At 71.3% G+C, this 24390-nt stretch carries 27 protein-coding genes; 20 read left to right on the forward strand and 7 right to left on the reverse strand.

Features of this window, described 5'->3' with window-relative positions:
• The first annotated feature begins 47 nt into the window (after window positions 1–47).
• Window positions 48–596 (forward strand): DUF3000 domain-containing protein, encoded by a 549-nt coding sequence (locus tag IEZ00_RS26620; protein WP_189226068.1) that lies wholly within the window; start codon window positions 48–50, stop codon window positions 594–596.
• 116 nt (window positions 597–712) lie between these two features.
• Here the strand turns inward: IEZ00_RS26620 and IEZ00_RS26625 are convergent, their stop codons facing one another.
• The gene (locus IEZ00_RS26625; protein ID WP_373293202.1) at window positions 713–1894 is read right to left on the reverse strand and encodes a dipeptidase; all 1182 of its coding nucleotides are present in this window, start codon (window positions 1892–1894) and stop codon (window positions 713–715) included.
• Between the two features lie 248 nt (window positions 1895–2142).
• Between IEZ00_RS26625 and IEZ00_RS26630 the strand changes: the two genes are divergently transcribed.
• Window positions 2143–2859, forward strand: coding sequence for a response regulator (locus IEZ00_RS26630; RefSeq protein WP_015099292.1), 717 nt, complete (start codon window positions 2143–2145; stop codon window positions 2857–2859).
• 67 nt (window positions 2860–2926) lie between these two features.
• Window positions 2927–4168, forward strand: coding sequence for a ribonuclease D (locus IEZ00_RS26635; protein WP_189226070.1), 1242 nt, complete (start codon window positions 2927–2929; stop codon window positions 4166–4168).
• Between the two features lie 54 nt (window positions 4169–4222).
• Here the strand turns inward: IEZ00_RS26635 and IEZ00_RS26640 are convergent, their stop codons facing one another.
• Window positions 4223–4873: a MerR family transcriptional regulator gene (locus tag IEZ00_RS26640; RefSeq protein ID WP_189226071.1), complete on the reverse strand. Its 651-nt coding sequence runs from the start codon at window positions 4871–4873 to the stop codon at window positions 4223–4225.
• A gap of 87 nt (window positions 4874–4960) precedes the next feature.
• Here IEZ00_RS26640 and IEZ00_RS26645 point away from each other — a divergent pair, with 87 nt between their 5' ends.
• The 6 genes from IEZ00_RS26645 (at window position 4961) to IEZ00_RS26670 (ending at window position 11195) form a co-directional block, all read left to right on the forward strand.
• Window positions 4961–5869 (forward strand): hypothetical protein, encoded by a 909-nt coding sequence (locus tag IEZ00_RS26645; protein WP_229796112.1) that lies wholly within the window; start codon window positions 4961–4963, stop codon window positions 5867–5869.
• Window positions 5866–6315 (forward strand): ABA4-like family protein, encoded by a 450-nt coding sequence (locus IEZ00_RS26650; protein WP_189226072.1) that lies wholly within the window; start codon window positions 5866–5868, stop codon window positions 6313–6315. Before IEZ00_RS26645 ends, IEZ00_RS26650 begins: the two co-directional genes overlap by 4 nt.
• 83 nt (window positions 6316–6398) lie before the next feature.
• Window positions 6399–7619 (forward strand): thiolase family protein, encoded by a 1221-nt coding sequence (locus IEZ00_RS26655; RefSeq protein WP_189226073.1) that lies wholly within the window; start codon window positions 6399–6401, stop codon window positions 7617–7619.
• Complete coding sequence (locus tag IEZ00_RS26660; protein ID WP_189226074.1) at window positions 7616–9727, forward strand: 3-hydroxyacyl-CoA dehydrogenase NAD-binding domain-containing protein; 2112 nt, start codon at window positions 7616–7618, stop codon at window positions 9725–9727. The genes IEZ00_RS26655 and IEZ00_RS26660 overlap by 4 nt, the downstream gene beginning before the upstream one ends.
• 244 nt (window positions 9728–9971) lie before the next feature.
• Window positions 9972–10421 (forward strand): hypothetical protein, encoded by a 450-nt coding sequence (locus IEZ00_RS26665; protein ID WP_189226075.1) that lies wholly within the window; start codon window positions 9972–9974, stop codon window positions 10419–10421.
• A 36-nt stretch (window positions 10422–10457) separates the two neighbouring features.
• On the forward strand, window positions 10458–11195 hold the full coding sequence (locus tag IEZ00_RS26670; protein ID WP_189226076.1) for a DUF72 domain-containing protein: 738 nt from the start codon (window positions 10458–10460) through the stop codon (window positions 11193–11195).
• A gap of 4 nt (window positions 11196–11199) precedes the next feature.
• Here IEZ00_RS26670 and IEZ00_RS37180 read toward each other — a convergent pair whose 3' ends face one another.
• Window positions 11200–11862, reverse strand: a complete 663-nt coding sequence (locus IEZ00_RS37180; protein ID WP_229796113.1) for a MarR family transcriptional regulator — start codon at window positions 11860–11862, stop codon at window positions 11200–11202.
• Window positions 11863–11926: 64 nt separating this feature from the next.
• Between IEZ00_RS37180 and IEZ00_RS26680 the strand changes: the two genes are divergently transcribed.
• From IEZ00_RS26680 to IEZ00_RS26700, 5 genes are all read left to right on the forward strand, one after another.
• Window positions 11927–12748 (forward strand): DUF72 domain-containing protein, encoded by an 822-nt coding sequence (locus IEZ00_RS26680; RefSeq protein WP_229796114.1) that lies wholly within the window; start codon window positions 11927–11929, stop codon window positions 12746–12748.
• Complete coding sequence (locus IEZ00_RS26685; protein WP_189226079.1) at window positions 12741–13121, forward strand: HNH endonuclease; 381 nt, start codon at window positions 12741–12743, stop codon at window positions 13119–13121. Before IEZ00_RS26680 ends, IEZ00_RS26685 begins: the two co-directional genes overlap by 8 nt.
• A 69-nt stretch (window positions 13122–13190) precedes the next feature.
• Window positions 13191–13556, forward strand: coding sequence for a peptidase inhibitor family I36 protein (locus IEZ00_RS26690; protein WP_189226080.1), 366 nt, complete (start codon window positions 13191–13193; stop codon window positions 13554–13556).
• Window positions 13557–13579: 23 nt separating this feature from the next.
• Entirely contained in the window at window positions 13580–14989 is a 1410-nt protein-coding gene (locus IEZ00_RS37185) for a plasmid pRiA4b ORF-3 family protein (RefSeq protein WP_229796115.1), read from the forward strand.
• Window positions 14990–15062: 73 nt separating this feature from the next.
• Window positions 15063–15752 carry a ComEA family DNA-binding protein gene (locus IEZ00_RS26700; protein WP_189226081.1) on the forward strand — a complete coding sequence of 230 codons (690 nt, stop codon included), beginning with the start codon at window positions 15063–15065 and terminating at the stop codon, window positions 15750–15752.
• 348 nt (window positions 15753–16100) lie between these two features.
• Here the strand turns inward: IEZ00_RS26700 and IEZ00_RS26705 are convergent, their stop codons facing one another.
• On the reverse strand, window positions 16101–16280 hold the full coding sequence (locus tag IEZ00_RS26705; protein ID WP_189226082.1) for a hypothetical protein: 180 nt from the start codon (window positions 16278–16280) through the stop codon (window positions 16101–16103).
• A 36-nt stretch (window positions 16281–16316) separates the two neighbouring features.
• Between IEZ00_RS26705 and IEZ00_RS26710 the strand changes: the two genes are divergently transcribed.
• From IEZ00_RS26710 to IEZ00_RS26720, 3 genes are all read left to right on the forward strand, one after another.
• A complete protein-coding gene (locus IEZ00_RS26710) occupies window positions 16317–16511 on the forward strand; it encodes a hypothetical protein (RefSeq protein ID WP_189226083.1) in 195 nt (64 codons plus the stop codon).
• Between the two features lie 470 nt (window positions 16512–16981).
• Window positions 16982–19051 carry a GmrSD restriction endonuclease domain-containing protein gene (locus IEZ00_RS26715; RefSeq protein ID WP_189226084.1) on the forward strand — a complete coding sequence of 690 codons (2070 nt, stop codon included), beginning with the start codon at window positions 16982–16984 and terminating at the stop codon, window positions 19049–19051.
• 515 nt (window positions 19052–19566) lie between these two features.
• On the forward strand, window positions 19567–20202 hold the full coding sequence (locus tag IEZ00_RS26720) for a hypothetical protein (protein ID WP_189226085.1): 636 nt from the start codon (window positions 19567–19569) through the stop codon (window positions 20200–20202).
• Between the two features lie 12 nt (window positions 20203–20214).
• Here the strand turns inward: IEZ00_RS26720 and IEZ00_RS26725 are convergent, their stop codons facing one another.
• Window positions 20215–21096, reverse strand: coding sequence for a hypothetical protein (locus IEZ00_RS26725; protein ID WP_189226086.1), 882 nt, complete (start codon window positions 21094–21096; stop codon window positions 20215–20217).
• A 74-nt stretch (window positions 21097–21170) separates the two neighbouring features.
• Window positions 21171–21572: a hypothetical protein gene (locus tag IEZ00_RS26730; RefSeq protein ID WP_189226087.1), complete on the reverse strand. Its 402-nt coding sequence runs from the start codon at window positions 21570–21572 to the stop codon at window positions 21171–21173.
• A 337-nt stretch (window positions 21573–21909) separates the two neighbouring features.
• Here IEZ00_RS26730 and IEZ00_RS26735 point away from each other — a divergent pair, with 337 nt between their 5' ends.
• The 3 genes from IEZ00_RS26735 to IEZ00_RS26745 are packed head-to-tail and all read left to right on the forward strand — an operon-like array spanning window position 21910 to window position 23920.
• On the forward strand, window positions 21910–22950 hold the full coding sequence (locus IEZ00_RS26735) for a helix-turn-helix domain-containing protein (protein WP_189226088.1): 1041 nt from the start codon (window positions 21910–21912) through the stop codon (window positions 22948–22950).
• Window positions 22951–22984: 34 nt separating this feature from the next.
• Complete coding sequence (locus IEZ00_RS26740; RefSeq protein WP_189226089.1) at window positions 22985–23320, forward strand: nucleotide pyrophosphohydrolase; 336 nt, start codon at window positions 22985–22987, stop codon at window positions 23318–23320.
• Between the two features lie 6 nt (window positions 23321–23326).
• On the forward strand, window positions 23327–23920 hold the full coding sequence (locus tag IEZ00_RS26745) for an LURP-one-related family protein (RefSeq protein ID WP_189226090.1): 594 nt from the start codon (window positions 23327–23329) through the stop codon (window positions 23918–23920).
• Window positions 23921–23924: 4 nt separating this feature from the next.
• Here the strand turns inward: IEZ00_RS26745 and IEZ00_RS26750 are convergent, their stop codons facing one another.
• Window positions 23925–24107, reverse strand: coding sequence for a hypothetical protein (locus IEZ00_RS26750; RefSeq protein WP_189226091.1), 183 nt, complete (start codon window positions 24105–24107; stop codon window positions 23925–23927).
• Between the last annotated feature and the right edge of the window lie 283 nt (window positions 24108–24390).

The following is a 24390-nucleotide window of genomic DNA, read 5'->3' on the forward strand; positions in this document are numbered from 1 at the left end:
GGCGTGGCTTGCCCGCGCGGCGGGGCCGTGGGGCCTAGAGTCGGTCCGTGACCGGAGCCGCGGGGGAGCCCGAACAGTTCCGGCGGGCGGTGGCGACCCTGAAGTCGGTGCGAACCCGACCAGAGGTGGAGCTGACCGAGGTGCGCCCGCCGCAGCGGCTGGCGCCGTGGGCCTTCGCCCTGACCGCGGAGGTGACCGGCCCTGCCGACGAGCTGTCCACCGGGCGGCTGGTGCTGCTGCACGACCCCGACGGGGTGGAGGCGTGGGGCGGGGTGTTCCGGCTGGTCGCCTACGTCCGGGTGGAGCTGGACCCGGAGCTGGCCGCCGACCCGCTGCTGCCCGAGGTGGGCTGGAGCTGGCTGACCGAGGCGCTGGAGCAGTCCGGGGCGCGGTTCACCGCGCTGGGCGGCACCGTGACGCAGACCTCCTCGGCCCGCTTCGGCGACATCGCGGGGCCTGCCCGCACCGACGACCTGGAGCTGCGCGCGTCGTGGACCGCCGAGGACGCCGAGCTGGCCGCCCACGGCACCGCCTTCTACGACCTCATGGCCACCGCCATCGGCCTCCCCCCGGTCGGCGTCACCACCCTGCGCTGACCACCCCACCCGCGTCGGCAAGTACTACCCGACGAGCGCACGGGGGCCGCTAACTACCACCCGAGGTGCGCGAACGCGCGGTTCGGGGTGTCCGGAGGCTCGATTCGCGGGGGTGGTCAGGCGTCGGCGTCCCGGAGGACGCGCAGGATGTTGCCGCCCGCCAGCTTGGCGCAGTCGTCCTCGCTCCAGCCGCGGTCCAGCAGCTCGCCGAACAGCGCCGGGTAGCAGGACACGTCCTCCAGCCCGCGCGGCTGCGCCCGCACGCCGTCGTAGTCCCCGCCGATCCCGATGTGGTCCACCCCGGCGACCTCGCGCGCGTGCTCCAAGTGGGCGACGACGTCCTCGACGGTCACCTCGGGGGTGGGCACGCGCTGGACGTAGGAGCGGATGAACCGCTCCCGGACGGCCAGGTCGTTGTGGTTCTGCCCGGCTTCCTCCATGGCCTCGCGCAGGCCCGCGTCCCACTCGGCGAACCGCTGGGAGACGAACTGCGGCACGAAGGTGATCATGCACACGCCGCCGTTCGCCGCCAGCGAGGCCAGCACGTCGTCGGGCACGTTGCGCGGGTGGTCGGCCACGGCGCGGCAGGAGGAGTGGCTGAAGATGGCCGGGCGGGTGCCGACCTCCAGCGCGTCCCGCATGGTGGACGGGGCCACGTGGGAGAGGTCGACCAGCATCCCGATCCGGTTCATCTCGCGCACGACCTCGCGGCCGAAGTCGGTCAGCCCGCCGTGCACCGGCTCGTCGGTGGCCGAGTCCGCCCACGGGGTGTTCTCGTTGTGGGTCAGCGTCATGTAGCGCACGCCCAACCTGCGCAGCGCCCGCAGCACCCCGAGCGAGGAGTTGATCGAGTGGCCGCCCTCGGCGCCGATGAGGGACGCCACGCGGCCCGCCGCGAACGCAGCCTCGGCCTCGTCGGCGGTCGTGGCCAGCGCCAGGTGGTCGGGGTGGCGGGCGGCGATCGCACGGACCAGTTCGACCTGCTCCAGCACGGCGGTGACCGCTGCGTCGCCCGCGAGCGCGCACGGGACCCACACGGACCAGAACTGCATCCCCAACCGGCCCTCGCGGACCCGCACGAGGTCGGTCTGCAGCGCGGGTTGACGGGTGGTCAGGTCGACCTCGGCGGCCGCGGAGAAGACGTCGACCGACGTTGACTTTTCACCGAATTGCTCCGCGCCGTCGGGGGACACCAGGGCGCGCAGCGCCCACGGCAGGTCGTTGTGCCCGTCGACGAGCGGGGCCCGTGCCAGCAGTTCCGCCGCGCGGGCTCGCCCCTGGGTGCTCGCCACAGGCAACTCCTCTGTGTCGTTGCGAGAAGGACTCGCGTTACGGACCCTGACGGTTTGTCAGCCGATCGTGTGACATCGGGGCCCAACGGTGACAACTCATTCGGGATAGATACCCGATTGATCGTCCCGTAGACCCGCTTGGGCGGCTACGCTGCCCCAGACGACACCACTTTCGGTCGATCAGTGGCGCGGCTGATTGGACGAAAGTCCCGGTGCCGGTCGGGGGGCACGACCGACTCCAGGGAGGTAGTGACGTGGCTGCCGTCGGCTTAGGTCAGGCCGTTCGTACCACGCCAGCCGGCTCGTTGCCGGCGAACATGGTCCCGCACCCGCGGGAGGAGCTTTTTTCGGTGTTGGTGGTCGACGACCACCCGCTGCTGAGGGAGGCGATATCGGCTCGGCTCACCCAGATGGGAGCCGGGACAGTGCATGAGGCGGCTTCGGTCGCGGAAGCTCGGGCGCGGGCTCTCGCCACCGGACCGTGCGACCTCGCGATCCTCGATCTGGGTCTGCCGGATGGCACCGGCATCGACCTGGTCACGGAACTCCGTGCCCAGGGCTGGCCCCGCATCGTGGTCCTCGCGTCCTCCGACGACCCCTACGCGGTCAGGTCGGCCTTCCAAGCGGGCGCCCAGGCGTACCTGCTGAAGTCCGCCTCGCCGATGGTGGTCACCGACGGGGTGCGCAGGGTCCTCGACGGCGGCGTCTACGCAGATCCCAGCGTCGCCCCCGTGCTCGCCGCGGGGACGAGGGTGCCGGGCACCGACAACACGCCGCGGGAGCTGTCCGCGCGTGAGGTCGAGGTCCTCCAGCTGGTCGCCGATGGCCAGAGCAACAAGGAGATCGGCGAAGCGCTCAGCCTGTCCGCGCTGACGGTGAAGTCTCACCTCTCGCGGATCGGCCGCAAGCTGGGCACCGGGGACCGGGCGCAGATGGTGGCGCTGGCCATGCGCGCCGGCGTGATCCGCTGAGCAGGTCGGCACACTGAACCGGCCGAACACACCCGCGAGTGGTGCGTTCGTCGTAGGGTCATCCGCCGTGGACGTACCCGCCGACGAGCCAACCGAACCAACCGGAGCTGATCCGGTGCCGCTGACGGAACCCGCTGACGGGGTTCCGCCGGTGGTGGCCGACGCCTCGGCACTCCGGCGAGCCGCGAGCGCGCTCGCCGGAGCCGAGGGTCCGGTCGCGGTGGACACCGAGCGAGCCTCGGGCTACCGCTACTCGCAACGCGCTTACCTGGTGCAACTGCGCAGGCAAGGCGCCGGGACCTGGCTGGTTGACCCGATCGCCCTCGGCGGTCGGCTCGACCCGCTGGTCGAAGCGCTGGACGGGACCGAGTGGGTGCTGCACGCGGCGTCGCAAGACCTGCCGTGCCTCGCCGAACTCGGTCTGCGTCCGAGCGCGTTGTTCGACACCGAGCTGGCGGGCAGGCTGGCCGGGTTCGAACGGGTGGCTCTGGGCACGCTCGTGGAGCGCTTGCTCGGCTATCGGTTGGAGAAGGGGCACGGCGCGGCCGACTGGTCGCGCCGCCCCCTTCCCGCCGACTGGCTGAACTACGCCGCGCTCGACGTGGAGCTGCTGGTGGAGCTGCGCGACGTGCTGGAGCAGGAGCTCAAGCGCCAGGGCAAGCTGGCGTGGGCGCTGGAGGAGTTCGAGGCCGCCCGCACCGCTCCCCTGCCGCGCCCTCGCTCCGAGCCGTGGCGCCGCACCTCGGGCATCCACCGCATCCGCAACCCGCGGCAGCTGGCCGCGGTGCGGTCGCTGTGGGAGGCCAGGGACGCGATCGCGCGCGAGCGCGACATCGCGCCCGGTCGCGTGCTGCCCGACAGCGCGCTGGTCGAGGCGGCCGTGCGCAACCCGGCCGACGAGGCCGCGCTGCTGGCGCTGCCGGTCTTCCGGGGCCGGGCGCAGCGCCGCGTGGTGGGCGTCTGGCTGGGCGCCCTGCAGCGGGCCGCCGCGCTCCCTCGCAGCGAACTGCCCGAGACCTCGCAGCAGCACGACGGGCCGCCGCCCGCGAACCGCTGGGCCGACAAGGACCCGGCCGCCGCGGCCCGCCTGACCGCCGCCCGCGCGGCGCTGACCGCCGTGGCGCAGGCGCACACGCTGCCGGTGGAGAACCTGCTGCTGCCGGATCTGGTCCGGCGCACCTGCTGGCAGCCGCCCGCGGACACCTCGCCCGAGGGCGTGGCCGCGGCGCTGCGCGAGGGTGGCGCCCGCGACTGGCAGGTCCAGCTCACCGCCGAGGTCCTGAGCGGGGCGTTGACCTCGGATTCCTGATCGCACCCGCGTCCGGACGCGCGGTGGGTTCCGGCCGCGCGTCCGGGCGTGGGATCACCGCGCCCCGTCGTCCCCGGACTGCCCCGTGCGGCGTTCGGACACCGCTTGCCTCGCCATCCGGCGCACCAGGGCCAGGGCCGTGTCCCCCAGCACGGTGCCGACCGCGACGCCTTCGAGCACCTCTTCCCTGGTTCCCGCGCCCAGGGTGAACACGTAGTCCAGGTCCCGCTCGGCCACCCGGTCGCACGCGTCGGCGTAGTCGTCCAGCAGGTCCGCGAAGCGGTCGTGCCCCACCTCGCGCGCGGTCGTCAGCACGCCGACCAGCGCCTGGAACGCGGGCGAGTCGGGTGCGCAGGAGTACCCCCGGCGGGCGACGAACTCGGTCGCCTGCTCGCGGGCCACCTCGTCCTCCCGCGACTGGACCGGGAACTCGGGCGTCACCGCGGCCTCGACCGTGCCCAGCGCCTTGTGCATCGACCCCTCGGGGTCGTCCAGCGCGCCCAGCACCTCCCGCACCGCGGCGATCGACAGCCCGCCGACCTCGACCATCGCCCGCACCAGCCGCAGCCTGCGCACGTGCCCCTCGCCGTAGCGGGCCTGGTTCGGGCTGGTCAGCTCGCCCGCGGGCAGCAGCCCTTCCCGCAGGTAGTACTTGATCGTCGGCACCGGAACGCCGCTGCGACGGCTCAACTCCGCGATGCGCACGCAATCCCCTTCCCGAGGAAGCACTCAATGTGGATACTGTAGCTATCCGATAGTAGAAAGTGTCGCTATCCAATCTAAGGGGACACCATGACCCGCCTCCTCCACCTGCACCGGCCACTGGTGCTGTTCTCCCTGCTCATGGCCGCCATGATCCCGGTGTCGCTGGTCGGCCTGGCGGTCGACGACCGGGTGCTGGCCGGGTCGCCGATCTGGCTCAAGCCGCTCAAGTTCTTCATCTCGCTCGTGCTGTACGGGCTCACGCTGGCCTGGGTGCTGAAGTTCACCACGCGGTGGCGCAAGCTCACCTGGTGGGCGGGCACGGTGCTGGCCGTGGGCGGCACCGTCGAGATGGTGGCCATCGTGGGCCAGGTGGTGCGCGGCAGGCAGAGCCACTTCAACGTCGCCACCTCGTTCGACGCCGCCGTGTTCGCCGTCATGGCCGTCACCATCACCGTGGTGTGGGCCATGCACGCGATCATCTCCGCGTCGCTGCTGCTGACCCGCTTCACCGACCGCGTCGCCGGGTGGGCGGTCCGGCTGGGCATGGCCATCTCCCTGGTCGGCCTGGCGCTGGGCGCCCTGATGACCCGCCCCAAGCCCGGTCAGAACCCGGCCGACGGCATCGTCGGCGCGCACAGCGTCGGGGTGCCCGACGGCGGCCCGCAGATGGCGGTGACCGGTTGGAGCACCACGGGCGGCGACCTGCGCATCCCCCACTTCGTGGGCATCCACGCGCTGCAGGTGCTGCCGCTGGTGGTCATGCTGCTCGGCTCGCGGGCCACGGTGCGCGCGGTGTGGGCCGCCGCCACCGGGTACGGGGGGCTGACCGCGCTGGTGACCTGGCAGGCCCTGCGCGGCCAACCGCTGCTCCAGCCGGACGCGCTGACGCTGGCGGGCCTGGCGGCGGTGCTGCTGGCCACGGCCGTCGTGGCGTGGGCGCCCCCCCGGAGGACGGCCGGGACCGCCCGGACCGAGAAGGCGGTGCAGCCCGCGTGACCGGGTTCCTGTTCGGGATCACCTTCTGGCTGACCGTGCCGTTCTGGGGGCTGATGATCTTCGCGCCGCGCTGGCGCTGGACGCCCCGCGTCGTCTCCTCGCCGCTGATCGCCGTGCCACCGCTGGTCGTCTACACGGCGCTGGTCGTGGGCCACCTCCCGCAGCTGTGGTCGACCATGAGCGCCCCGGACCTGACCACGCTGCGGGAGTTCACGACCACGCCGTGGGGCGCCTCGGCGGTGTGGGCGCAGGTGATCGCGTGGGACCTGCTCATCGGCGCTTGGATGTACCAGGAGAGCAGGCGGCTGGGCCTGCACCCGCTGCTGATGGGGCCGCTGCTGGTGTTCACGATCATCCTCTCGCCGTTCGGCTTCGCGGTGTTCCTGGCCATCCGGGCGGCGTGTGACGCACCCGACAGGGCGACCACTGTGGTTACCGGGGAGTAACGAGGGCTAGAGTTGTGTTACCGACCGGTAGGGAGTCGCGCCCCCCGGTCGCTGGATTCGTCACCACAAGTGGAGGAGACGCCGTGGCCGCACCCGTAGCGCCGGCACGCGTTCGAAACGTGGTCTTCGTGGACGGCGTGCGCACGCCGTTCGGCAAGGCCGGTCCCAAGGGCATCTTCGCGGAGACCCGCGCCGACGACCTCGTGGTCAAGGTGATCCGCGAGCTGCTGCGGCGCCACCCGGAGCTGCCGCCGGAGCGCGTGGACGAGGTGGCCATCGCGGCCACCACGCAGACCGGCGACCAGGGCCTGACCATCGGCCGCACCGCCGCGCTGCTGGCGGGCCTGCCCAAGTCGGTCCCCGGCTACGCCATCGACCGCATGTGCGCGGGCGCGATGACCGCGGTGACGACCTCGGCCAGCGGCATCGCCTTCGGCGCCTACGACGTGGTGATCGCGGGCGGCGTCGAGCACATGGGCCGCCACCCGATGGGCGAGGGCGTCGACCCCAACCCCCGGTTCCTGTCGGACAAGATCGTCGACCCGTCCGCGCTGGTGATGGGCTCCACGGCGGAGAACCTGCACGACCGGTTCCCGGCCATCACCAAGCAGCGCACCGACGCCTACGCGGCGGCGTCGCAGGCCAAGTACGCCGACGCGGTCAAGAACGGCAAGATCGGCCCGGAGCTGGTGCCGGTGGCCACCCGCTCGGCCGAGCACGGCTGGGGCCTGGCCACCGCCGACGAGCCGCCGCGCCCCGGCACCACGGTCGAGGACCTGGCCAAGCTCAAGACGCCGTTCCGCCCGCACGGCCGGGTCACCGCGGGCAACGCCGCGGGCCTCAACGACGGCGCGACCGGCTGCATCCTGGCCGAGGAGGAGACCGCCCGCGAGCTGGGCCTGCCCATCGGCATGCGGCTGGTGGGCTACTCCTTCCTGGGCGTCGAGCCCGAGGTCATGGGCGTGGGCCCGGTGCCCGCCACGGAGAAGGCCCTCAAGCGCGCGGGCCTGACCATCGACGACATCGGCCTGTTCGAGATCAACGAGGCCTTCGCCGTGCAGGTCCTGGCGTTCCTGGACCACTTCGGCATCGCCGACGACGACCCCAGGGTCAACCCGTGGGGCGGCGCGATCGCCACCGGCCACCCGCTGGCCTCCTCCGGCGTGCGGCTGATGACCCAGCTGTCCCGGCAGTTCGCCGAGCGCCCCGACGTGCGCTACGGCATCACCACCATGTGCATCGGCATCGGCATGGGCGGCACCGTGATCTGGGAGAACCCGAACTGGACGGGAGAGGCGAAGTGACCGCGTTGACCCCCGAGGAGGCCAAGGCCCTCTTCCCCGACGAGGTCGTGACGCACGCGAAGACCCGGCTGGTCACCGTGCCGGGCCTGACCGCGCCGGTCGCGCTGATCACCCTCGACAACGGCCACGACCACACCCGCCCGTCCACCTTCGGCCCGCAGGGCCTGGTGAGCCTGGGCCGGGCCTTCGACGAGGCGGCGGCGGCTTCCCCTGCGGCCATCGCGGTGACCGGCAAGCCGTTCGTCTTCGCCGTGGGCGCGGACCTGACCGCCGTGGAGGGCGCGAGCTCCCGCGAGCAGGCCGAGACCATCGGCAGGCTCGGCCACGACGTGTTCCGCAAGTTCACCGAGTCGTCGATCCCGACCTTCGCCTTCGTCAACGGCGCGGTCATGGGCGGCGGCCTCGAACTGGCGCTGTCGTGCCACTACCGCACGCTGGCCGCCAACGCGGCGGCCATCGCGCTGCCCGAGGTGTTCCTGGGCCTGTTCCCCGGCTGGGGCGGCACGCAGCTGCTGCCCAACCTGATCGGCGCGAACGACGCGGTCACCGTGATCTTCGAGAACGCGCTGAACCAGAACAAGATGCTCAACCCCGAGAAGGCGTTGGAGCTGGGCATCGCCGACGTGCTGTTCGACTCCGCCGACTACCTGGAGCAGTCGCTGCTGTGGCTGTCCTCGGTGGTGCGCGGCGAGATCACCCCGGCGCGCAAGGAGATCGACCGCGGCGAGGGCTGGGACGCCGCCGTGGCGCGGGCCAAGGCGATCGTGCACGGCCGCACCAAGGGTGCCGCCCCCGGCGCCCTCAAGGCGCTGGAGCTGCTGGAGCTGGCGCGCGAGAACGACCTCGACCGCGGCTACGAGGCCGAGACCCAGGCGCTGGCCGACGTGGTCATGACCGACGAGCTGCGGGCGGGCCTGTACTCGTTCAACCTGGTGCAGAAGCGGGCCAAGCGGCCGGCGGGCGCGCCGGACAAGTCGCTGGCCCGCAAGGTCACCAAGGTCGGCATCGTCGGCGCGGGCCTGATGGCCTCGCAGATGGCGCTGCTGTTCGCGCGGCGGCTGGAGGTGCCGGTGGTGCTCACCGACATCGACCAGGCGCGGGTGGACAAGGGCGTCGGCTACGTCCACGGCGAGATCGACAAGCTGCTGGGCAAGGGCCGGGTGTCGCCGGACAAGGCCAACCGCCTCAAGGCGCTGGTGTCCGGGTCGCTGGACAAGGCCGCGTTCGCCGACGCGGACTTCGTCATCGAGGCCGTGTTCGAGGACCTGAAGGTCAAGCAGCAGGTGTTCGCCGAGGTCGAGGAGCACGTCTCGGCCGAGGCGGTGCTGGCCACCAACACCTCGTCGCTGTCGATCACCGACATGGCCTCGGGCCTGAAGCACCCCGAGCGCGTGGTGGGCTTCCACTTCTTCAACCCGGTGGCGGTCATGCCGCTGCTGGAGATCGTGCGCGCCGAGCAGACCGACGACGCCACGCTGGCCACCGCGTTCGCGGTCGGCAAGCAGCTGAAGAAGTCCAGCGTGCTGGTCAAGGACGCGCCCGCGTTCGTGGTCAACCGGCTGCTCACCCGGTTCATGGGCGAGGTGGTCAAGTCCATCGACGAGGGCACCCCGTTCGAGGTGGCGGACAAGGCCACCGAGTCGCTGGGCCTGCCGATGAGCCCGCTGGTGCTGCTGCAGCTGGTCGGCCCGGCGGTGGCGCTGCACGTGGCGCAGACCATGCACGGCGCGTTCCCGGACCGCTTCGGCGTCAGCGAGAACATGGCCGCGTTCGTCAAGGCGGGCAAGACCGCCGTCTGGCAGTGGGACGCGCAGGGCAACCAGACCGTGGACCCCGAGGTCCAGGCGCTCTGGCAGTTCGGCGACAAGCCGCTGACCGGTGAAGAGGTCAAGGCCCGCGCCCTGGAGGCGCTGGCCGAGGAGATCCGGATCATGCTCGACGAGGGCGTGGTCGCCGAGGCGCAGGACATCGACCTGTGCATGATCCTGGGCGCGGGCTGGCCGTTCTGGCTGGGCGGCATCACCCCGTACCTGGACCGCTCGGGCATCTCCGAGAAGGTCACCGGCAAGCGGTTCCTGGCTCCCGGAGTCGCCTCCGTCCCGGCCTGACCCCCGCTCGTCCGCACGCGCCCGGTCCCCTCGCGGGGGCCGGGCGCGTTGCTGTGGCCACTCACGCGGTACGGCCGATCGGGTCAGGGCGAGCCAACGGACGACAACCGCCGCTCACCGCGCGCAACGCCGCGACGACGACCGCTCCGCACCGCGTTCACCGGTTGCTGCGGCGGGGTCACGCACTCGCGCAGAGGAGTGAGGGAGCGCTCCCCGACGTGTCCGGTGACCGATCTTGGGTGGCATGAGCTCCCACCGTCGAAGAACACGCTGCCGCAGCCGCCGCCCCGACCCCGTGCGGGTGGAGGAGCTGGTGTCGTTCCTGCGCCAGGACCGGGCGTGGCGCGACGAGGTGCACCGCCGCCTGGTCGCGCGGCTGGACCAGCGGCTGGTGCGCTCGGTGCGCGCGTGCGGCTGCCGCCCCATCGCCCACGTCGCCGAGGAGCTGGACAGCCAGGCCTGCGTCGACCTCGGCCCCAGCGCGCCCCACCAGCTGGCCAGGGCCGTGTACGGGCAGGTCCGGCTGCGCGGGGCGGCCCGGCTGCGGCAGACCGCGCGCAGCCTGCGGGTGCTGGGCGTCTACCTGTGCGGCAGCGACCTGGCGCAGTGCCCCTGCGCCGCCGCCCTGGCCCGCGACCCGCAGGCCGAGGTGGACGCGGTGGTCCGCGGCGCGCTGGACGGAGCGGGGTTCTGAGGTTTCGGCGAGCCCCGAGGTGGCCACCCGGTCACGGTGGGTGAGACCAGGATCGGGACCGCGGGCTGGCGCTACCCGGAGTGGCGCGGCGACTTCTACCCCCGAGGGCTGCAACAGCGGCTGGAGCTGGAGTTCTTCTCGCGCAAGCTGAACTCGGTCGAGATCAACGGCTCGTTCTACGGCCTGCGCAAGCCGTCGGACTACCGGGGCTGGGCCGACCGCACCCCCGACGACTTCCTGTTCGCGGTCAAGGCGCACAAGATCGTCACGCACGAGCGGCGGCTGCGCGACGTGGCCGACGACGTGGCGGAGTTCTTCGACTCCGGGCTGCTCGACCTGGGCCCCAAGCTCGGCCCGGTGCTGTGGCAGCTGCCGCCGTGGCTGCCGTTCAAGCGCGCCCGCCTGGCCGAGTTCCTGGAGCTGCTGCCCGGACCTCCGGTGCGGCACGCGCTGGAGGTCCGGCACCCCAGCTTCGACACCCCCGAGCTGCTGGAGCTGCTGCGCGAGCACGAGGTGGCGCTGGTGCTGTCGGACTCGCCGCCGGGGCGCTTCCCGGTGCTCGACCACGACACCACCGACTTCCGGTACGTGCGGCTGCACGGCGACGAGGAGCTGTACGTCAGCGACTACTCCCCCGAGGCGCTGGACGGCTGGGCCAAGCGCATCCGGGAGTGGGACACCGACGTCTACGTCTACTTCGACAACACCATGCACGGGGCCGCGCCGCACAACGCGCTGGCGCTGGCCGAACGGCTGGCCGTGCCGGTCGGGTAGCCGTTCAGGAGGCGGGCCACCGGTCCTCCACCGAACCGTCATCCCGGACCAGGAACACCGCCAGGCGCATGGTGCGGATCGTGCTGTCCACGGTGGCGAGCAGTTGGCGATACGTGCCCCTGTCGGGCAGCGCGAGCGCGACGGCGTCCTGCGGGTAGTCCTGGCGCAGCTGGAGGACTTTCATCAGCCCGGCGCTGAACCAGTGCCGCGCTTGCGTCGCGGGCTGAGTGGGTTTGACCTCACCCGCGCGACGCGGGTCGGCGTACGACTTCGAGGGGAATCCCTTCACCTCGACGTGCAACCGCACCCCGGCCCGTTCGGCCACGATGTCGGTGCCCCGCTCACGACTGGCCGTCTCGGCGACTCGACCGATGCTCCACCCGCTTGCCACCAGCCAGGTGACCACTTCCCCCTGCACCAGACCTTCACCGCGTTCAACGCCGCCCTTCACCTCCGGAGCGGGTGGTGGGAGCGCCTGCTCACCGGGCAAGCGGTTGCGGATGGGTCGGGCGAAGCCGTCCCGAACGATCTGCCCCTTGTCCGCCAGCGAGCGGCAGCAGCTGTTCACATGCTGGTGGACGACGTGGAGCGCGGACGCGATCTCGGCATCGGTCAGCCCTTCCGGGTGCTCCGCGAGCAGCCGGAGAACGCGGTCGGCGAGCGTCACAGAACCATGGTGGCCGGAATTCGCCCTCCGAGTGCACTGGACCTCGAACGGGTACCCGTTCGAGGTGACGGGTGATGTTCGGATCGGCACATCGGGCTGGGTCTACCCGACCTGGCGCGGCGCGTTCTACCCTCAGGGCCTGGTGCAGCGGCGGGAGCTGGAGCACATCTCCGGCCTGCTCGGCTCGGTCGAGCTCAACGGCTCGTTCTACTCGCTGCAGCGCCCGAGCAGCTACCTGGCGTGGGCGGCGCAGACCCCCGACGACTTCGTGTTCGCGGTCAAGGGCGGCCGGTTCATCACCCACCTCAAGCAGCTGCGCGACGTGGAGACGCCGCTGGCGAACTTCTTCGCCTCCGGCGTGCTCGCCCTGGGGGCGAAGCTGGGTCCGTTCCTGTGGCAGCTGCCGCCCCGGCTGTCCTATGACGAGGAGCGCCTGACCACCTTCTTCGACCTGCTGCCGCGCACCACCTCGGCGGCGGCCAAGCTCGCCGAGGGGCACGACGAGCGCCTGCCCGAGGAGCGGGCGTGGACCACGACCGAGGTCGACCTGCCGCTGCGGCACGCCCTGGAGGTCCGCCACCCCACGTTCCTCACCCCGGACTTCCACGACCTGCTGCGCGCCCACGACATCGCCCTCGTCGTCTCCGACTCGGCGGGCACCTTCCCCTACCTGGAGGACGTCACCACCGACTTCGCCTACGTGCGCCTGCACGGCAACCAGGCCCTCTACGTCGGCAGCTACACCGACGAGCAGCTCGACGCCTGGGCCGCGAAGGTCCGCGCGTGGTCGGCCGACCACGACGTCTACGTGTACTTCGACAACGACACCGACGCCGCGGCCCCGCACGACGCCGTCCGGCTGGCCGCGCGGTTGCGCGATGCCTGACACCGCACCGGACCGGGCCGCGCGGTTGGCGCTGGCGATGCTCCGCGACGGCGACGACTGCACGTGGTGCCGCCGCGTCTTCTCCGAGCGGGTGGCGCCCACGACCGACCACCTGGTGCCGAAGGTCAAGGGCGGCCCGTCGTGGCTGGAGAACGAGGTGGCCGCGTGCAAGCGCTGCAACCGGCAGCGCGGCCACCTCAGCCCGGTCGACTGGCTGGCCGAGTGCGAGCGGCGCGGCTGGCACCCGGACGCCGACCGCGTGGAGCGGGTGCTGACCGACCTGGACGACGCCATCACCGAACGCGGCGGCCAGCGCCGCGCCCGCCCGTACCTGGAGGGGCAGTTGCGCAGGTTGCGCCGACGGGTGCGGTGAAACCACACGATGTGGTGAAGCGTTGCGGAGATCGTCGCCTGCTTGATCGGAAGTGCGGAATCTGGAGGCATGCACAAGGCACTGCTCGCCGTCCTGGCCCTGCCCCTGTTCCTGGCCTCGGCCGGGAGCGCGGCCGGGAGCGCGGCGGCGACGGATTCCCCCTGCGACCGCGGCGAGTTCTGCGCGTGGGCGGGCGTGGACTACACCGGCGCGGCGCACCGGTTGGACCTGGAGACGGCCAACCCGCGTGAGTGCATCCCCCTGCCGGACGGCTTCGTGGCCCGGTCGTTCGCCAACCGCCTGAGCCGGGACACCTCGGTCTACCAGGGGGCGAACTGCTCCACGGAGGCCGACTTCACCACCTACCCCGGCGGCGGCACGTTCGTGCCCGACGCGCCGTTCGTGGTCAGGGCGATCCAGGTGTGGGAGCCCTGAGCCGCCCTGGCACCATGAGCCGGGTGTCGAGCACGGACCTGCCCACCCTGTCCGAGATCCGCGCGGCGCTGGTCGAGGCGGGCGCCGATCGGGAACTGCTGCGGCTGGTCGACAGCTCGCGCGACGCGGAGGAAGCCGTCGACCGCCTGTCCGAGGCGGGTGTGGTGTTCTCCGCGGAGGAGTCCGTGGAGGAGATGCTCGACGACTTCGCCCAGCTGCTGGAGCCGGGGATCACCCCGCTGGGCGTGGAGCTGTTCGGGTCGGAGTTCTTCGCCGCGCTGGCGAACGGTGTGGCCGAGGACGACTTCCCCGCCGCGCTGGCCTCCCTGATCGAGGGCGTCGAGGTCGTCGGTGACGAACGGGCGCTGGCGATGCTGCGCGTGCTCGCCGCGCTCGCCCCGCCGGGTGGCGCCCGCGCCGCCGCCGAGGCCGCCGACCGGCTCGTCGCCGCCGGGGTGCGCAACCCCTCGTGGGCCAAGGAGGTCGGCAAGCCCGCCGTGGGCACCTGCTTCGGCTACGCCGATCCGGTGGGCGCGCAGGAGGGCATCGCCATCACGTTCGCCTACGGCCGCAAGTCGCACGCCGTCGTCGTGCTGATCGACCACAGCCTGGGCGGCGGCGTGAAGGACTGCTTCGTCAGCGACCGCCCGGACCTGATCCAGGCGGGCTACCGCGAAGCCGCCGAGCAGCTCGGCACGGCCTACGTCGAGTACAGCCCCGACGAGGCCAGGGCGCGGCTGGAGCGGGCGCTGGGCAACGACGTGTGCGCGGAGCATCCCGACCAGCGCGAGGACGTGCACCTGAGCATGGCGCTGCTGTGCCAGCGGGTCTCGCTGCTGTCCGGCTCCGCCGCCGTGCCCGCGGCGACCGTGCACCGGCTGAAGATCACCCTCGGCGGCAGCAAGCCGCCGATCTGGCGCAGGCTGGAAGTGCCGTCCACGATCACCCTGCAGCACCTGCACCAGGCGATCCAGGAGGCCTTCGCGTGGGAGGACTACCACCTGTGGGTCTTCTCCACGCCCGTGGGCGAGTACGGCCCCCGCTCCGACCGCGAACTGGGGCACCGCAGCGCCGCCACCAAGAAGCTCTCCGAGGTGACCCCGGAGGTCAAGGCCCGCCTGCTGTACCTCTACGACTTCGGCGACAACTGGGAGCACCGCATCGTGGTGGAGGACGTCCTGGACGCCGAGCCCGGTGTCGCCTACCCCCGCTGCCTGACCGGCAAGCGCGCCGCTCCCCCGGAGGACTGCGGCGGCGTCCACGGCTACGAGCACCTGTGCGAGGTCGTGGCGAACCCGGCCGACCCCGAGCACGCCGACATGCTGCAGTGGCTGGGACTGGACAGCGCCGAGGGGTTCGACCCGGCCGCGTTCGACCTGGCTGCCGTCGACGAGCGGCTGGCCAAGCGCGCGAAGGTCCTGGTCAAGGCTTGACCACCTGCTGAAACGATCGGCGACGCGGAGCCGATATTCCACTGCACCCGGACTGACGCTCAGTGGAGGCACCGTGAACCGCCCGCGCCGCCCCGGCAAGTGGTACTTCGTCGTCGTGATCGCGAGCGTGGGCCTGTTCGCCGCCATCCCCTTCGCGCACGCCGCCCACCGGCTGCGCAGGAAGGCCCTGTGGCTGTGGACCGCGGCCTACGCGGCTCTCGGAACGACACTGATGATCATCGTTCCGCCCAGTGAGGTGGACCACCCCGAGGGGTCGGCCCAGGACGTGCTCAGCTCGGTCGTCGGCGCTGTCGCCGTGGCGACCGTGGTCGCGGCCTGCCTGCAGCTCAGCCGCGTCCGGCGCGAGGTCTACGCGCTCCCCGAGCCGGTCCTGCCGCCCGCGAGGCCCGCCGACCCGTGGGCGTCCGACCCGGCGGTCGCCGCCGCGCTGGCGATGCGCGCCAAGCGCGACCAGGCACGCGCTCTCGCCGCGAGCGATCCGGTGTTGGCGCGGGACCTGCGCATCGGCCGCCCCGACCTGCCCAGGCAGTACGACGACGGCGGCCTGCTGGACATCAACACCGCCCCGCCCCAGCTCATCGCGGCCGTGTGCGAGCTCGACGCGACAGCCGCCCAGCAGATCGAGGACGCCCGGCGGCGGCACCCCGTCCCGTTCGGCTCGGTGGACGAGCTGCTGGTCTTCGCCGACCTGGACGTGAGCACGTGGGACCGGCTGCGTGATCGTGCGGTCGTGATCCCCTGAGGGACGCGGCTCGAACACCTCGGATAGCACCGGATCAGCAAGTCTGAAACACAGTTCACCGCACCGATAACTCATCTTTCGGGTGAACACACGAGAAGAACGGGGCGACCCCCCTCCTCCTCGGCCGGCCACTGACATACTCCGGGCCAACCCGCGCCGAATCCGATGACTGCGGCATCGGACGGCTCGTCGTGTGCAAGCCTGGGGCACCAGTAGCGGTGTTTCGCGAGTACCGGGTTGGCTGCCAGGAGGAGGGGAATTCCATGCGATTCCTGACCGGTGCCGGTGGGCCCACCGCCGGGGCGATCATGCAGGTTGAGCCGGGCAGATCCTGGGGCTGAAGGCCCGCTACGAGGCGGTCCGGAACATGGTCCAGGACTTCCTGGACAGCCAGGAGTGCAACCTGATCGCCAAGCCGCTGGCGGACGACGAGGTGTCGAAGGACGCCGCCGGGGTCTTCGCCGAGAACGCAACCACGGCGATCGACGTCACCAGACGCGGCTCGCTGAACAGCTTGGCCAACTCCATCGGCGCCTTCTGGATCGCGATCGGGTCGCGTTCGTCGTGGGCGCGACGGGCGCGGTGGCCGCCGCGACGGCCGCGCTGGAGGCGCACACCAACACCATCGAGACCGAGCAGGCGGCGATCCGGCAGAGGATCCGTGATCTCGGGTCCGACTGGTCGATGCCGAACACCGCGGACATGGCCGACGCGAGCGTCAGCGACGGCGACGGGTCGGACTGGCGTCCGGGGTCGTGACGAGCCAGGCACACGGAGGCGGGCGGTCTGCTGCTCGCCAAGAGAGTCCGGCTCCGGACCGCCGAGTGACAACAGCAATTCGCGAGCATTACTCGCTTTATTCAAGCCTCCACTCCGATGGAGATCAGCGCCCAGCGACCCCAGTCCTTGATCAACCACTCCGCTTTCTCGAACGCGGGCGTGGCGTACTACGAGGCGATGGCATAGCGGCGCTCGCCGGTCTTGTTGCGACTCAACCCCCTTTCGTCAAGCCACACCTGCGCAGACTCCGGCGATGACCTCGGAGGCGGGTCCACACCCGTTCCCCCGCACTCACGACGCCACGAAACGATCACTCGTGAGCGTTTCACCCGTTCGACTGATTCAGTGCGTTAACAGTGACGTGGGCTGGAGCGATGTCAGATCATTCGCCTCACAAGATCGCCTGCCCTGGCGAAGATCGTGTCGATCCGCTCGTCCGAAGGAGTTCGGTGAAGGCCAGCGAGACCACCCTCCGCAGTCTGCTGCAGGGGGAACGCCAGTACGTCGTCCCGCTCTACCAGCGCCCCTACAGCTGGGAGCGCAAGGACCTCGACCAGCTCTGGCAGGACATCATCGGGGTGGTCGACAGCGGCGGGACCGCGTCGCACTTCCTCGGCTCGGTGGTCCTCGCGCCCAGCCCGGCCAACACGCCCGCAGGCGTGCAGGTGTGGCTGGTGGTGGACGGCCAGCAGCGGCTGACCACGCTGTCGATCCTGCTGTGCGCGATCCGCGACCACGTGCGCGGCGAGGACGCCAGGCTGGCCGAGAAGATCGACGACCTCTACCTGTTCAACCGCTTCGCCGACGGCCAGGAGCGCTACACCCTGCTGCCCACCCAGGCCGACCGGCCTTCGTGGATCAAGCTGCTGGAGCGGGCCCCGGACGCGGGCGGCACGGACCGCATCGGCGAGGCCTACCGGTTCTTCCGCAAGGCGCTGGTCACCGTGGACGACCCGGAGGACCCGCACGACATCGCCCGCATCGAGCAGGCCATCGCGGGCCAGCTGTCCATCGTGGAGATCGCGGCGCACCCGGACGACAACGTGCACCGGATCTTCGAGTCGCTCAACCACACCGGCCAGCCGCTCACCCAGGCCGACCTGCTGCGCAACTACCTGTTCATGCGCCTGCCCACTAGGGCCGATCACGTCTACCGGCAGCAGTGGCTGCCGCTGCAGGAGCTGCTGACCACCAAGCAACTGGAGGAGCTGGTCTGGCTGGACCTGGTGCTGCGCGGCGACGACCGGGCCACCCAGGACGCGGTCTACCAGGCGCAGCAGCAACGGCTGGGCAAGCTGTCGGGCGAGGACGAGATCGAGGACTGGGTCACCGAGCTGCACCACAAGGCGCGGTTGTTCCGCAGAATCCTCGCACCGGAGACCGAACCGGACCCGGCCCTGCGGCGCGCGCTGGACCGCCTCCGGCGCTGGGCCGCGCAGGTGGTGCACCCGATCGCGCTGCTGGTGATGACCGCGCACCACAACGGCCACCTCACCGCTTGGGAGGCCACGCGGGCCTTGCGCGTGGTGGAGAGCTTCCTGGTGCGCAGGATGATCGTCGGCATCGGCACGACGGGCACCAACCGCATCCTGATGACCCTGGTCAAGGAACTCGGCGACGTCGTGCCCACGGCCGAGGAGATCACCCGCGCGCTGTCCGGTCCGCGCAAGAAGTTCCCCAGCGATCAGCTGGTGCGGGACGCGGTGCTGGTGAACAACTTCTACTGGATGGGCCGGGGACCGCAGCGCACGTTCGTGCTGCGGTGCCTGGAGGAGGACTACAACCACGACGAGCCGATCGACTTCGCCAACTCGAAGCTGACCATCGAGCACGTGCTGCCCCAGTCCCCCACCCAGGAGTGGCGGGACATGCTGACCGAGGAGCTGTCCGGCGACGAGACGCCCGAGGACCTGCACGCCCGGCTCGTGCACACCCTGGGCAACCTGACGTTGACCGCCTACAACGGCAAGCTGGCCAACGACGGCTTCGCCGCCAAGAAGAAGATCCTCCGCGACAGCGGCATGGCGATGAACCGCGAGATCGCCGACGCGGAACGGTGGGGCGCGAAGGAGATCCGGGAGCGCAGTCGGGCGCTGGCCGAACGCGCGCTGCGCATCTGGCCCGGTCCGCTCGACGCGGCCGACGACATCCCGATCGAGCCGAGGTGGCGCAAGCTGACCGAGGTGCTGGCGTGCATCCCCGCCGGGCGGTGGACCAGCTACTCCGATGTGGCGGAGGTGATCGGCAGCCACCCGGTGTCGGTCGGGTCGCGGTTGGGCGGCTCGGCGATCCCCAACGCGCACCGCGTGCTCCGGGGCAGTGGCGAGGTCTCGCCGGACTTCCGCTGGCCCGACCCGGACCGCACCGACGACCCAGTGACGGTGCTGCGCGCCGAGGGGGTCGAGTTCGACGCCAAGGGGCGGGCCTCGGCCCAACAGCGCCTGACCGCCGTCGACTTGGCGCGGCTGGCAGATCTGGACGTCGACGTGCCCGAGCTCGCCTCGAAATCCGTGGACTGACAGTTCTCTGACGCAGGCAGTGGCGCAGCGCCTCCGCACCGGGACCGCCGTGATCGGTGCGTTCCCGGTGCTGGAAGCACCGGTGCCGGTCGGCCCCGCCGTCCACCGCGGCCGGCCCACCCACCCCCTGATGGCAGGCGAAGGGAATGTTCAGCCATCGTCCGCGAGAAGTGCCCGCACGGGAGCAGCGCGTGCCGGATTTCGTTCCGCAGCAGGCATCCGGGCCGCACCTCGCACAGTGACCGGACGGTGGAGCGGGTGCCCACGCAGGCACGCCACGATAGCTCTCGACCACCTGCCAGAATCGCCACGGTCATCCCTTTCGAAATTCGAGAGGGATGACCGTCCATCCCAAGGAAACGAGTTTCAGTAGCCAGCACGGACAGGTTCCGGTCCTTCACCGACCACCTGAAGGCCAACTGACAGCGGCGGCACGGGGACCCACTCCTGCGCCGTTCGCCTCGTCGGAGGCGAACGGCGCGGAATTGTCGGTGGTCGCGGCTACCGTGCAGGTCATGAGGATGTCGCACGCCGCCGAGCTGACCGCTGACCACCACACCCAGCTGGCCGAGCTGGGGCTGCGGGTCGACCAGCTGGACGACGCGATCTGGGCCGGGATCAACGCCCGCCTGTCCGCCCCGCCGCTGGGGCCGACCAACGGGCCGGGGCTGCTGGACTGGATCCACCGGGTCGGCAAGCTGCGCGAGATCCTCGTGGACGAGGGGTGGGTGCGGCTGGACAAGTGGAACGCGGGCCTGGTGCAGCACCCGAGCAAGCCCATCGTGCTGGGCACGCTGCAGGGAAACCGGCACACCGGCACCCTCGGCGCTCCCCTGCGCAGCGACTACGCCAAGGGCCCCGCCATCGCGGCGATGATGCGCGGCAACGACCACGACCAGTTCACCCTCTTCGACTCGCTGCACACGCACGAGTGGAAGCTGTGGTTCCTGGTCACCTACCCGCACCAGGAGGGCGACCGCATGGTGGTGCTGCGCGAGGTGGCGCAGCCGGAGCCCACGCCGCAGGGCCAGGTGGTCGACCGCTGGGCGCGGCGGATCACGCTGCCGCCCGTGGTGTTCGGCCCCGTGCCCGCGCCGCGCGACGCCTCCGGCCCGGCCCCGGTGGACTTCACGGTCACCTTCCGCGGCTAGGACCGGCGCCGCTCAGCAGGTCTGCGGCGGAGTGGTCCGGGGTGGGGTGAACTCCAGGCGCAGGGCGTCCGAGCGCGGGATGACGAAGGCCGTGCCGGTGGAGCGCCGCCAGTTCTCCTGCACGAAGACGTACTGGCCGCCGGACTGGAGCAGCAGCTTCAACCCCGTGTAGCGGTACCGGTAGGCCGTGTCCGCCTCCCCGCACACCAGTTCGCGCACACCTGCCGCGCGCAGGTTCAGGCTGCGTGCGCTGTAGACGGTCACCGTGGGTCGGGACGACAGGCTCGCCTCCATCCGGGCCCCCTCGCGGACGCCCACCCCGTTCGAGTAGTCCCCCGCCGCCCAGAACAGGCCGAACGCCACGAGCAGGTAGGTCACCAGCCACTCGGCCACCCCGAACCACGGGCCGAGCCGGACGCCCCCGCCCCACCCCCACCGGCGGCCTGCGAAGACCAGCAGCAGCGCGCCGACGGCCAGGCCGAGTCCCGGCAGTCCGGCGAGGTCCCGGTAGGGGGCCGGGTCCAGCGCGATGAACGCCGCCGAGCCGACCAGAACCACCCCCACCACGGCGGCCACCGGGGCGCAGACGCGCAGCACCCGCGTCCAGGACCGCTCGGACAACCACGCACGCAGCACCCGCAGCACCCCGAGCACCACCAGGCACGCGAACCCGACGCCCCCCAGCGGCAGCAGCAGGCCGTTCACCCCGCGCATCAGGATCTCCGGCACCGACTGGTCCAGCAGCGTGTAGTGCACGCGGAAGTACGCGAAGTAGACCTGGGTGTAGAGCAGCCCGAAGAAGTAGAGCAACGCGGTGAACAGCGTGGTGTTCGCGGCCACGGAGGCGACCACCCTGACCGCGCGTGCAGGCGTGGCGCCCTCCCTGCCGGACACCGGTGCCGGCACCGATGCCGCGCGGCGCGTTGGACGCGGGCGGAGAAGCCGCGTGCGAGGAGGCACTGCTCCCCCTATGTCGTGGGAACGGATTCGCCGGTCAGCTCCGCGGTCTCCTCGGTCGTCTCTTCAGTCGTCTCCTCGGTGGTCTCCTCGCTCGTGGTCCCCTCCCCGTCGCAGAGCCTCGCGGTGATCGTGATCGTCCCGTTGCGCGGCACCGGGTCGGGGCTGATGCGCGACGTGCAACTCCCCTTCCCCGAGATGACGACGTCGATTCCGCAGCTGTCCCGACCGCACAGCCCTTTCAAGTCCTCGCGCACCGAGATCTGCGCCTCGTCCGGAGGAAGGCCGGTCTTGCTGCTGTCGTAGTCGATCGGCCCCCCTGGCACACCGGGCAGGCGGTCGGGTGGCGGCTCCGGAGGCGGCTCCTCGCCTTGGTCCCCCTGCTCGGTGTCCCCACCGGTCGTCGTGGTCACCTCGGTGGTCCTCTGCTCAGAGGTCTCATCACCGGGGGACTCGCTCGGCCCTGTCGTCCCGCATCCCACCAAGCACGATGCCGCCAGCACCGCGCCCGCAGCCCATCGCTTCACCGTGGCACCTCCCGAGGGATTCCGCTCGTCAAGGTGGTGGAGCGGAGCCGCCGAGAAATACGCCCTTCACCTGTTCGTAGTACATCCGCGCCTGCAAGTACTACCCGGCGCCTTGGGGCGCGCGTGGTGAACTCAGGGGTGCTGGACGTTCGGCTCGCGACTTCGGCGGGACGGGTGGGGGCGATGGCGTCCGGGAGCGCCGGGAGACGAGAATGGCGCGATCATGCTCACGCCCTCGCGCCTCGCCCTCGCCCGCACGCGCCGCGGACTCACCGCGACCGAACTGGCGCGCAAGGCCGGGGTGAGCCCGCGCAGCATCGGCGACTACGAGCGCGGACGGCGCCAGCCCGATGAGGCCACGGTCACCGCGCTCGCGGCGGCCCTGGGATTTCCGGTCGCGTTCCTGTCCGCCCCGGAAGCCGCGGAGCTGGCGGAAGGGGCGGTGGCGTTCAGCAACGCGGCTCCCAGGTCACGGCGGGCCGCAGCGATCAGCGCGGGACGTTTGGCGGTCGAGTTCGGCAGGTGGCTGGCGCGCGCGTTCGCACTGCCCGCCACCGATGTGCCGAGGTTGGAGCACCCCGACCCGGAGACCGCGGCGGGGATGGTCCGGGCGCGCTGGGGCATGGGTTCCGGACCGGCTCCCAACGTGGTGCACCTGCTCGAAGCCCACGGCGTCCGGGTCTTCTCGCTGCCCACCGACTGCGCCGAAGTCGGCACCTTCTCGTTCTGGTACGCGGGCACCCCGCACGTGCTGCTCGACCCCACGGCCACGCCGGAGCGCGGCCGGTTCGAAGCGGCGCGCGAACTGGGGAGGCTGGTGCTGCCCAAGGGGGACGCAAACGCTTTCGCCAGTGCTTTCCTGCTGCCGCGAGCGGGTGTGCTCGCCTCGGTTCCCGCCGCCGCGGTGACCCGGCACGTCATCGGCCAGGGCAAGCGGTGGCACGTGTCGGCCCTCGCCCTGACCTACCGGCTGCGCGACCTCGGTCTGCTGACCGCCCGCCAGTACCAGGTGGTGTGCGCGGAGCTGAGCAGGCGTGAGCCGGACGGCATGGCGCGGCGGGAGGACTCGCAGCTGCTGACCAAGGTGTTCCGCGCACTACGCGACCGCGGCATCACCCCGCACCAGGTCGCCCACGAACTGCTGTTCGACGTCGAAGAGCTGAACAGCCTGGTCTTCGGCCTGGTGTTCACCGCCTTGCCGGGCGCGGCCACGGGCCGCCGCCGGGGCAGGGCGGACCTGTCCCTGGTGCCGCCCCGGAGTTGAGCGCCCGCACCGGCCGTGTGGTAGCTCTGCGGGCATGAGCAACCTGGAGGACCTGAGGGATGCGCTGCGCCGGTTCGCCGCCGCGCGGGACTGGGACCAGTACCACACCCCCAAGAACCTGGTGATGGCGTTGTCAGGTGAGGTCGGTGAGTTGACCGACCTGTTCCAGTGGCTGACCCCCGAGGAGGCGGCCCGCGCGATGGATGATCCCGAATTGGCCCGGAACGTGCGCGACGAGCTCGCCGACGTGATGCACTACCTCGTGCGACTCGCCGACAAGCTCGACGTGGACCTGGTCGAGGCGGCGTTCGCCAAGATCGAGCGCAACGAACGGCGCTTCCCGACCGGAGACCTCCGGCCCGTCGAATGAGGAGACATGGACCTGCAGTCCCTGCACACCCTTCACCTGCACCAGAAGGTCACCATGATGGTGAACCGCTACGAGGCTTTCGCCGACAACGGCTCCGGTGAGCCTGGGCCGACCGTGGCGTTCGCCGAGCAGAAGCGGATGACCTTCAAGGAGCAGGTGACGATCTACACCGATTCCAGCAAGCAGCAGGTGCTCGCCGGGTTCAAGGCCCGCAAGGTCATCGACCTCGGCAGCGGGTACGACGTGGTGGACGCCAACGGCCAGTCGATCGGGCTGTTCCGCAAGGACTTCGGCAAGTCGCTGGTCAACTCGACGTGGCACCTGGAGCCCTACGGCGTTCAGGGCACGATGACCGGCCGCGAACGCAGCCAGGCCGTCGCCGTGCTGCGGCGGATCTGGAACTTCCTGCCCTTCGTGGAGAACTTCCCGTTCCCCATGCGCTACCACTTCGACATCGCCCGCGACGGCGTGCCGGTGTTCTCCGTGGACAAGAAGACCTGGGTGCGCGACCACTACCTGATCCGCATCCAGGACCCGACCATCGACCGCCGTCTGGTGATCGCCATGGCGGTGGCCCTGGACGCCTTGCAGTCGCGCTAACCGCTCAGAGGTAGGTGAGCAGCAGCAGGATCAGCGCCACGAGCACGACCATGCCGAGGATCACCGGAGCCCAGGTGGACAGGTCAGCGGACGGTCGTGCTCGGGCGTGCCTGCCCTGTCGCCTGCGTCTCCGCCACGGCACCAAGTCCTCCTCGGCCCACTCCGCGTGCTTGCTCCTCACGTTCATGACTACGAACGTAAGGACCGCGGGGGACGCCAGGCAGCGCATCACTCGGTCGCCGTGAGTCGACCGCCCGGACAGCGGCAGCGACATACGGAGGCGGGCTGAAGCCGCAGTGAGCGGAGGCCGTCCGCGTGACGTGGCCGAGGAGCCTGATCGCCGGAACGGCCCAGGAACGCGAAAAGCCCTGTGGGGCACCCGGAAAAACCGGATGCCCCACAGGGAAAGAATGTTCGGCGGCGTCCTACTCTCCCACACCCTCACGAGTGCAGTACCATCGGCGCTGGAA

Source organism: Saccharothrix coeruleofusca (assembly GCF_014648515.1).
Lineage (GTDB): Bacteria > Actinomycetota > Actinomycetes > Mycobacteriales > Pseudonocardiaceae > Actinosynnema > Actinosynnema coeruleofuscum.

Coding starts and splice junctions, on each gene's coding strand:
- IEZ00_RS26645 (WP_229796112.1), top strand. CDS start 4,961: ATGACCCGCCTCCTCCACCTGCACCGGCCACTGGTGCTGTTCTCCCTG.
- IEZ00_RS26665 (WP_189226075.1), top strand. CDS start 9,972: ATGAGCTCCCACCGTCGAAGAACACGCTGCCGCAGCCGCCGCCCCGAC.
- IEZ00_RS26705 (WP_189226082.1), bottom strand. CDS start 16,280: ATGGAGTTGGCCAAGCTGTTCAGCGAGCCGCGTCTGGTGACGTCGATC.
- IEZ00_RS26720 (WP_189226085.1), top strand. CDS start 19,567: ATGAGGATGTCGCACGCCGCCGAGCTGACCGCTGACCACCACACCCAG.
- IEZ00_RS26685 (WP_189226079.1), top strand. CDS start 12,741: ATGCCTGACACCGCACCGGACCGGGCCGCGCGGTTGGCGCTGGCGATG.
- IEZ00_RS26750 (WP_189226091.1), bottom strand. CDS start 24,107: ATGAACGTGAGGAGCAAGCACGCGGAGTGGGCCGAGGAGGACTTGGTG.
- IEZ00_RS26745 (WP_189226090.1), top strand. CDS start 23,327: ATGGACCTGCAGTCCCTGCACACCCTTCACCTGCACCAGAAGGTCACC.
- IEZ00_RS26735 (WP_189226088.1), top strand. CDS start 21,910: ATGCTCACGCCCTCGCGCCTCGCCCTCGCCCGCACGCGCCGCGGACTC.
- IEZ00_RS26690 (WP_189226080.1), top strand. CDS start 13,191: ATGCACAAGGCACTGCTCGCCGTCCTGGCCCTGCCCCTGTTCCTGGCC.
- IEZ00_RS26740 (WP_189226089.1), top strand. CDS start 22,985: ATGAGCAACCTGGAGGACCTGAGGGATGCGCTGCGCCGGTTCGCCGCC.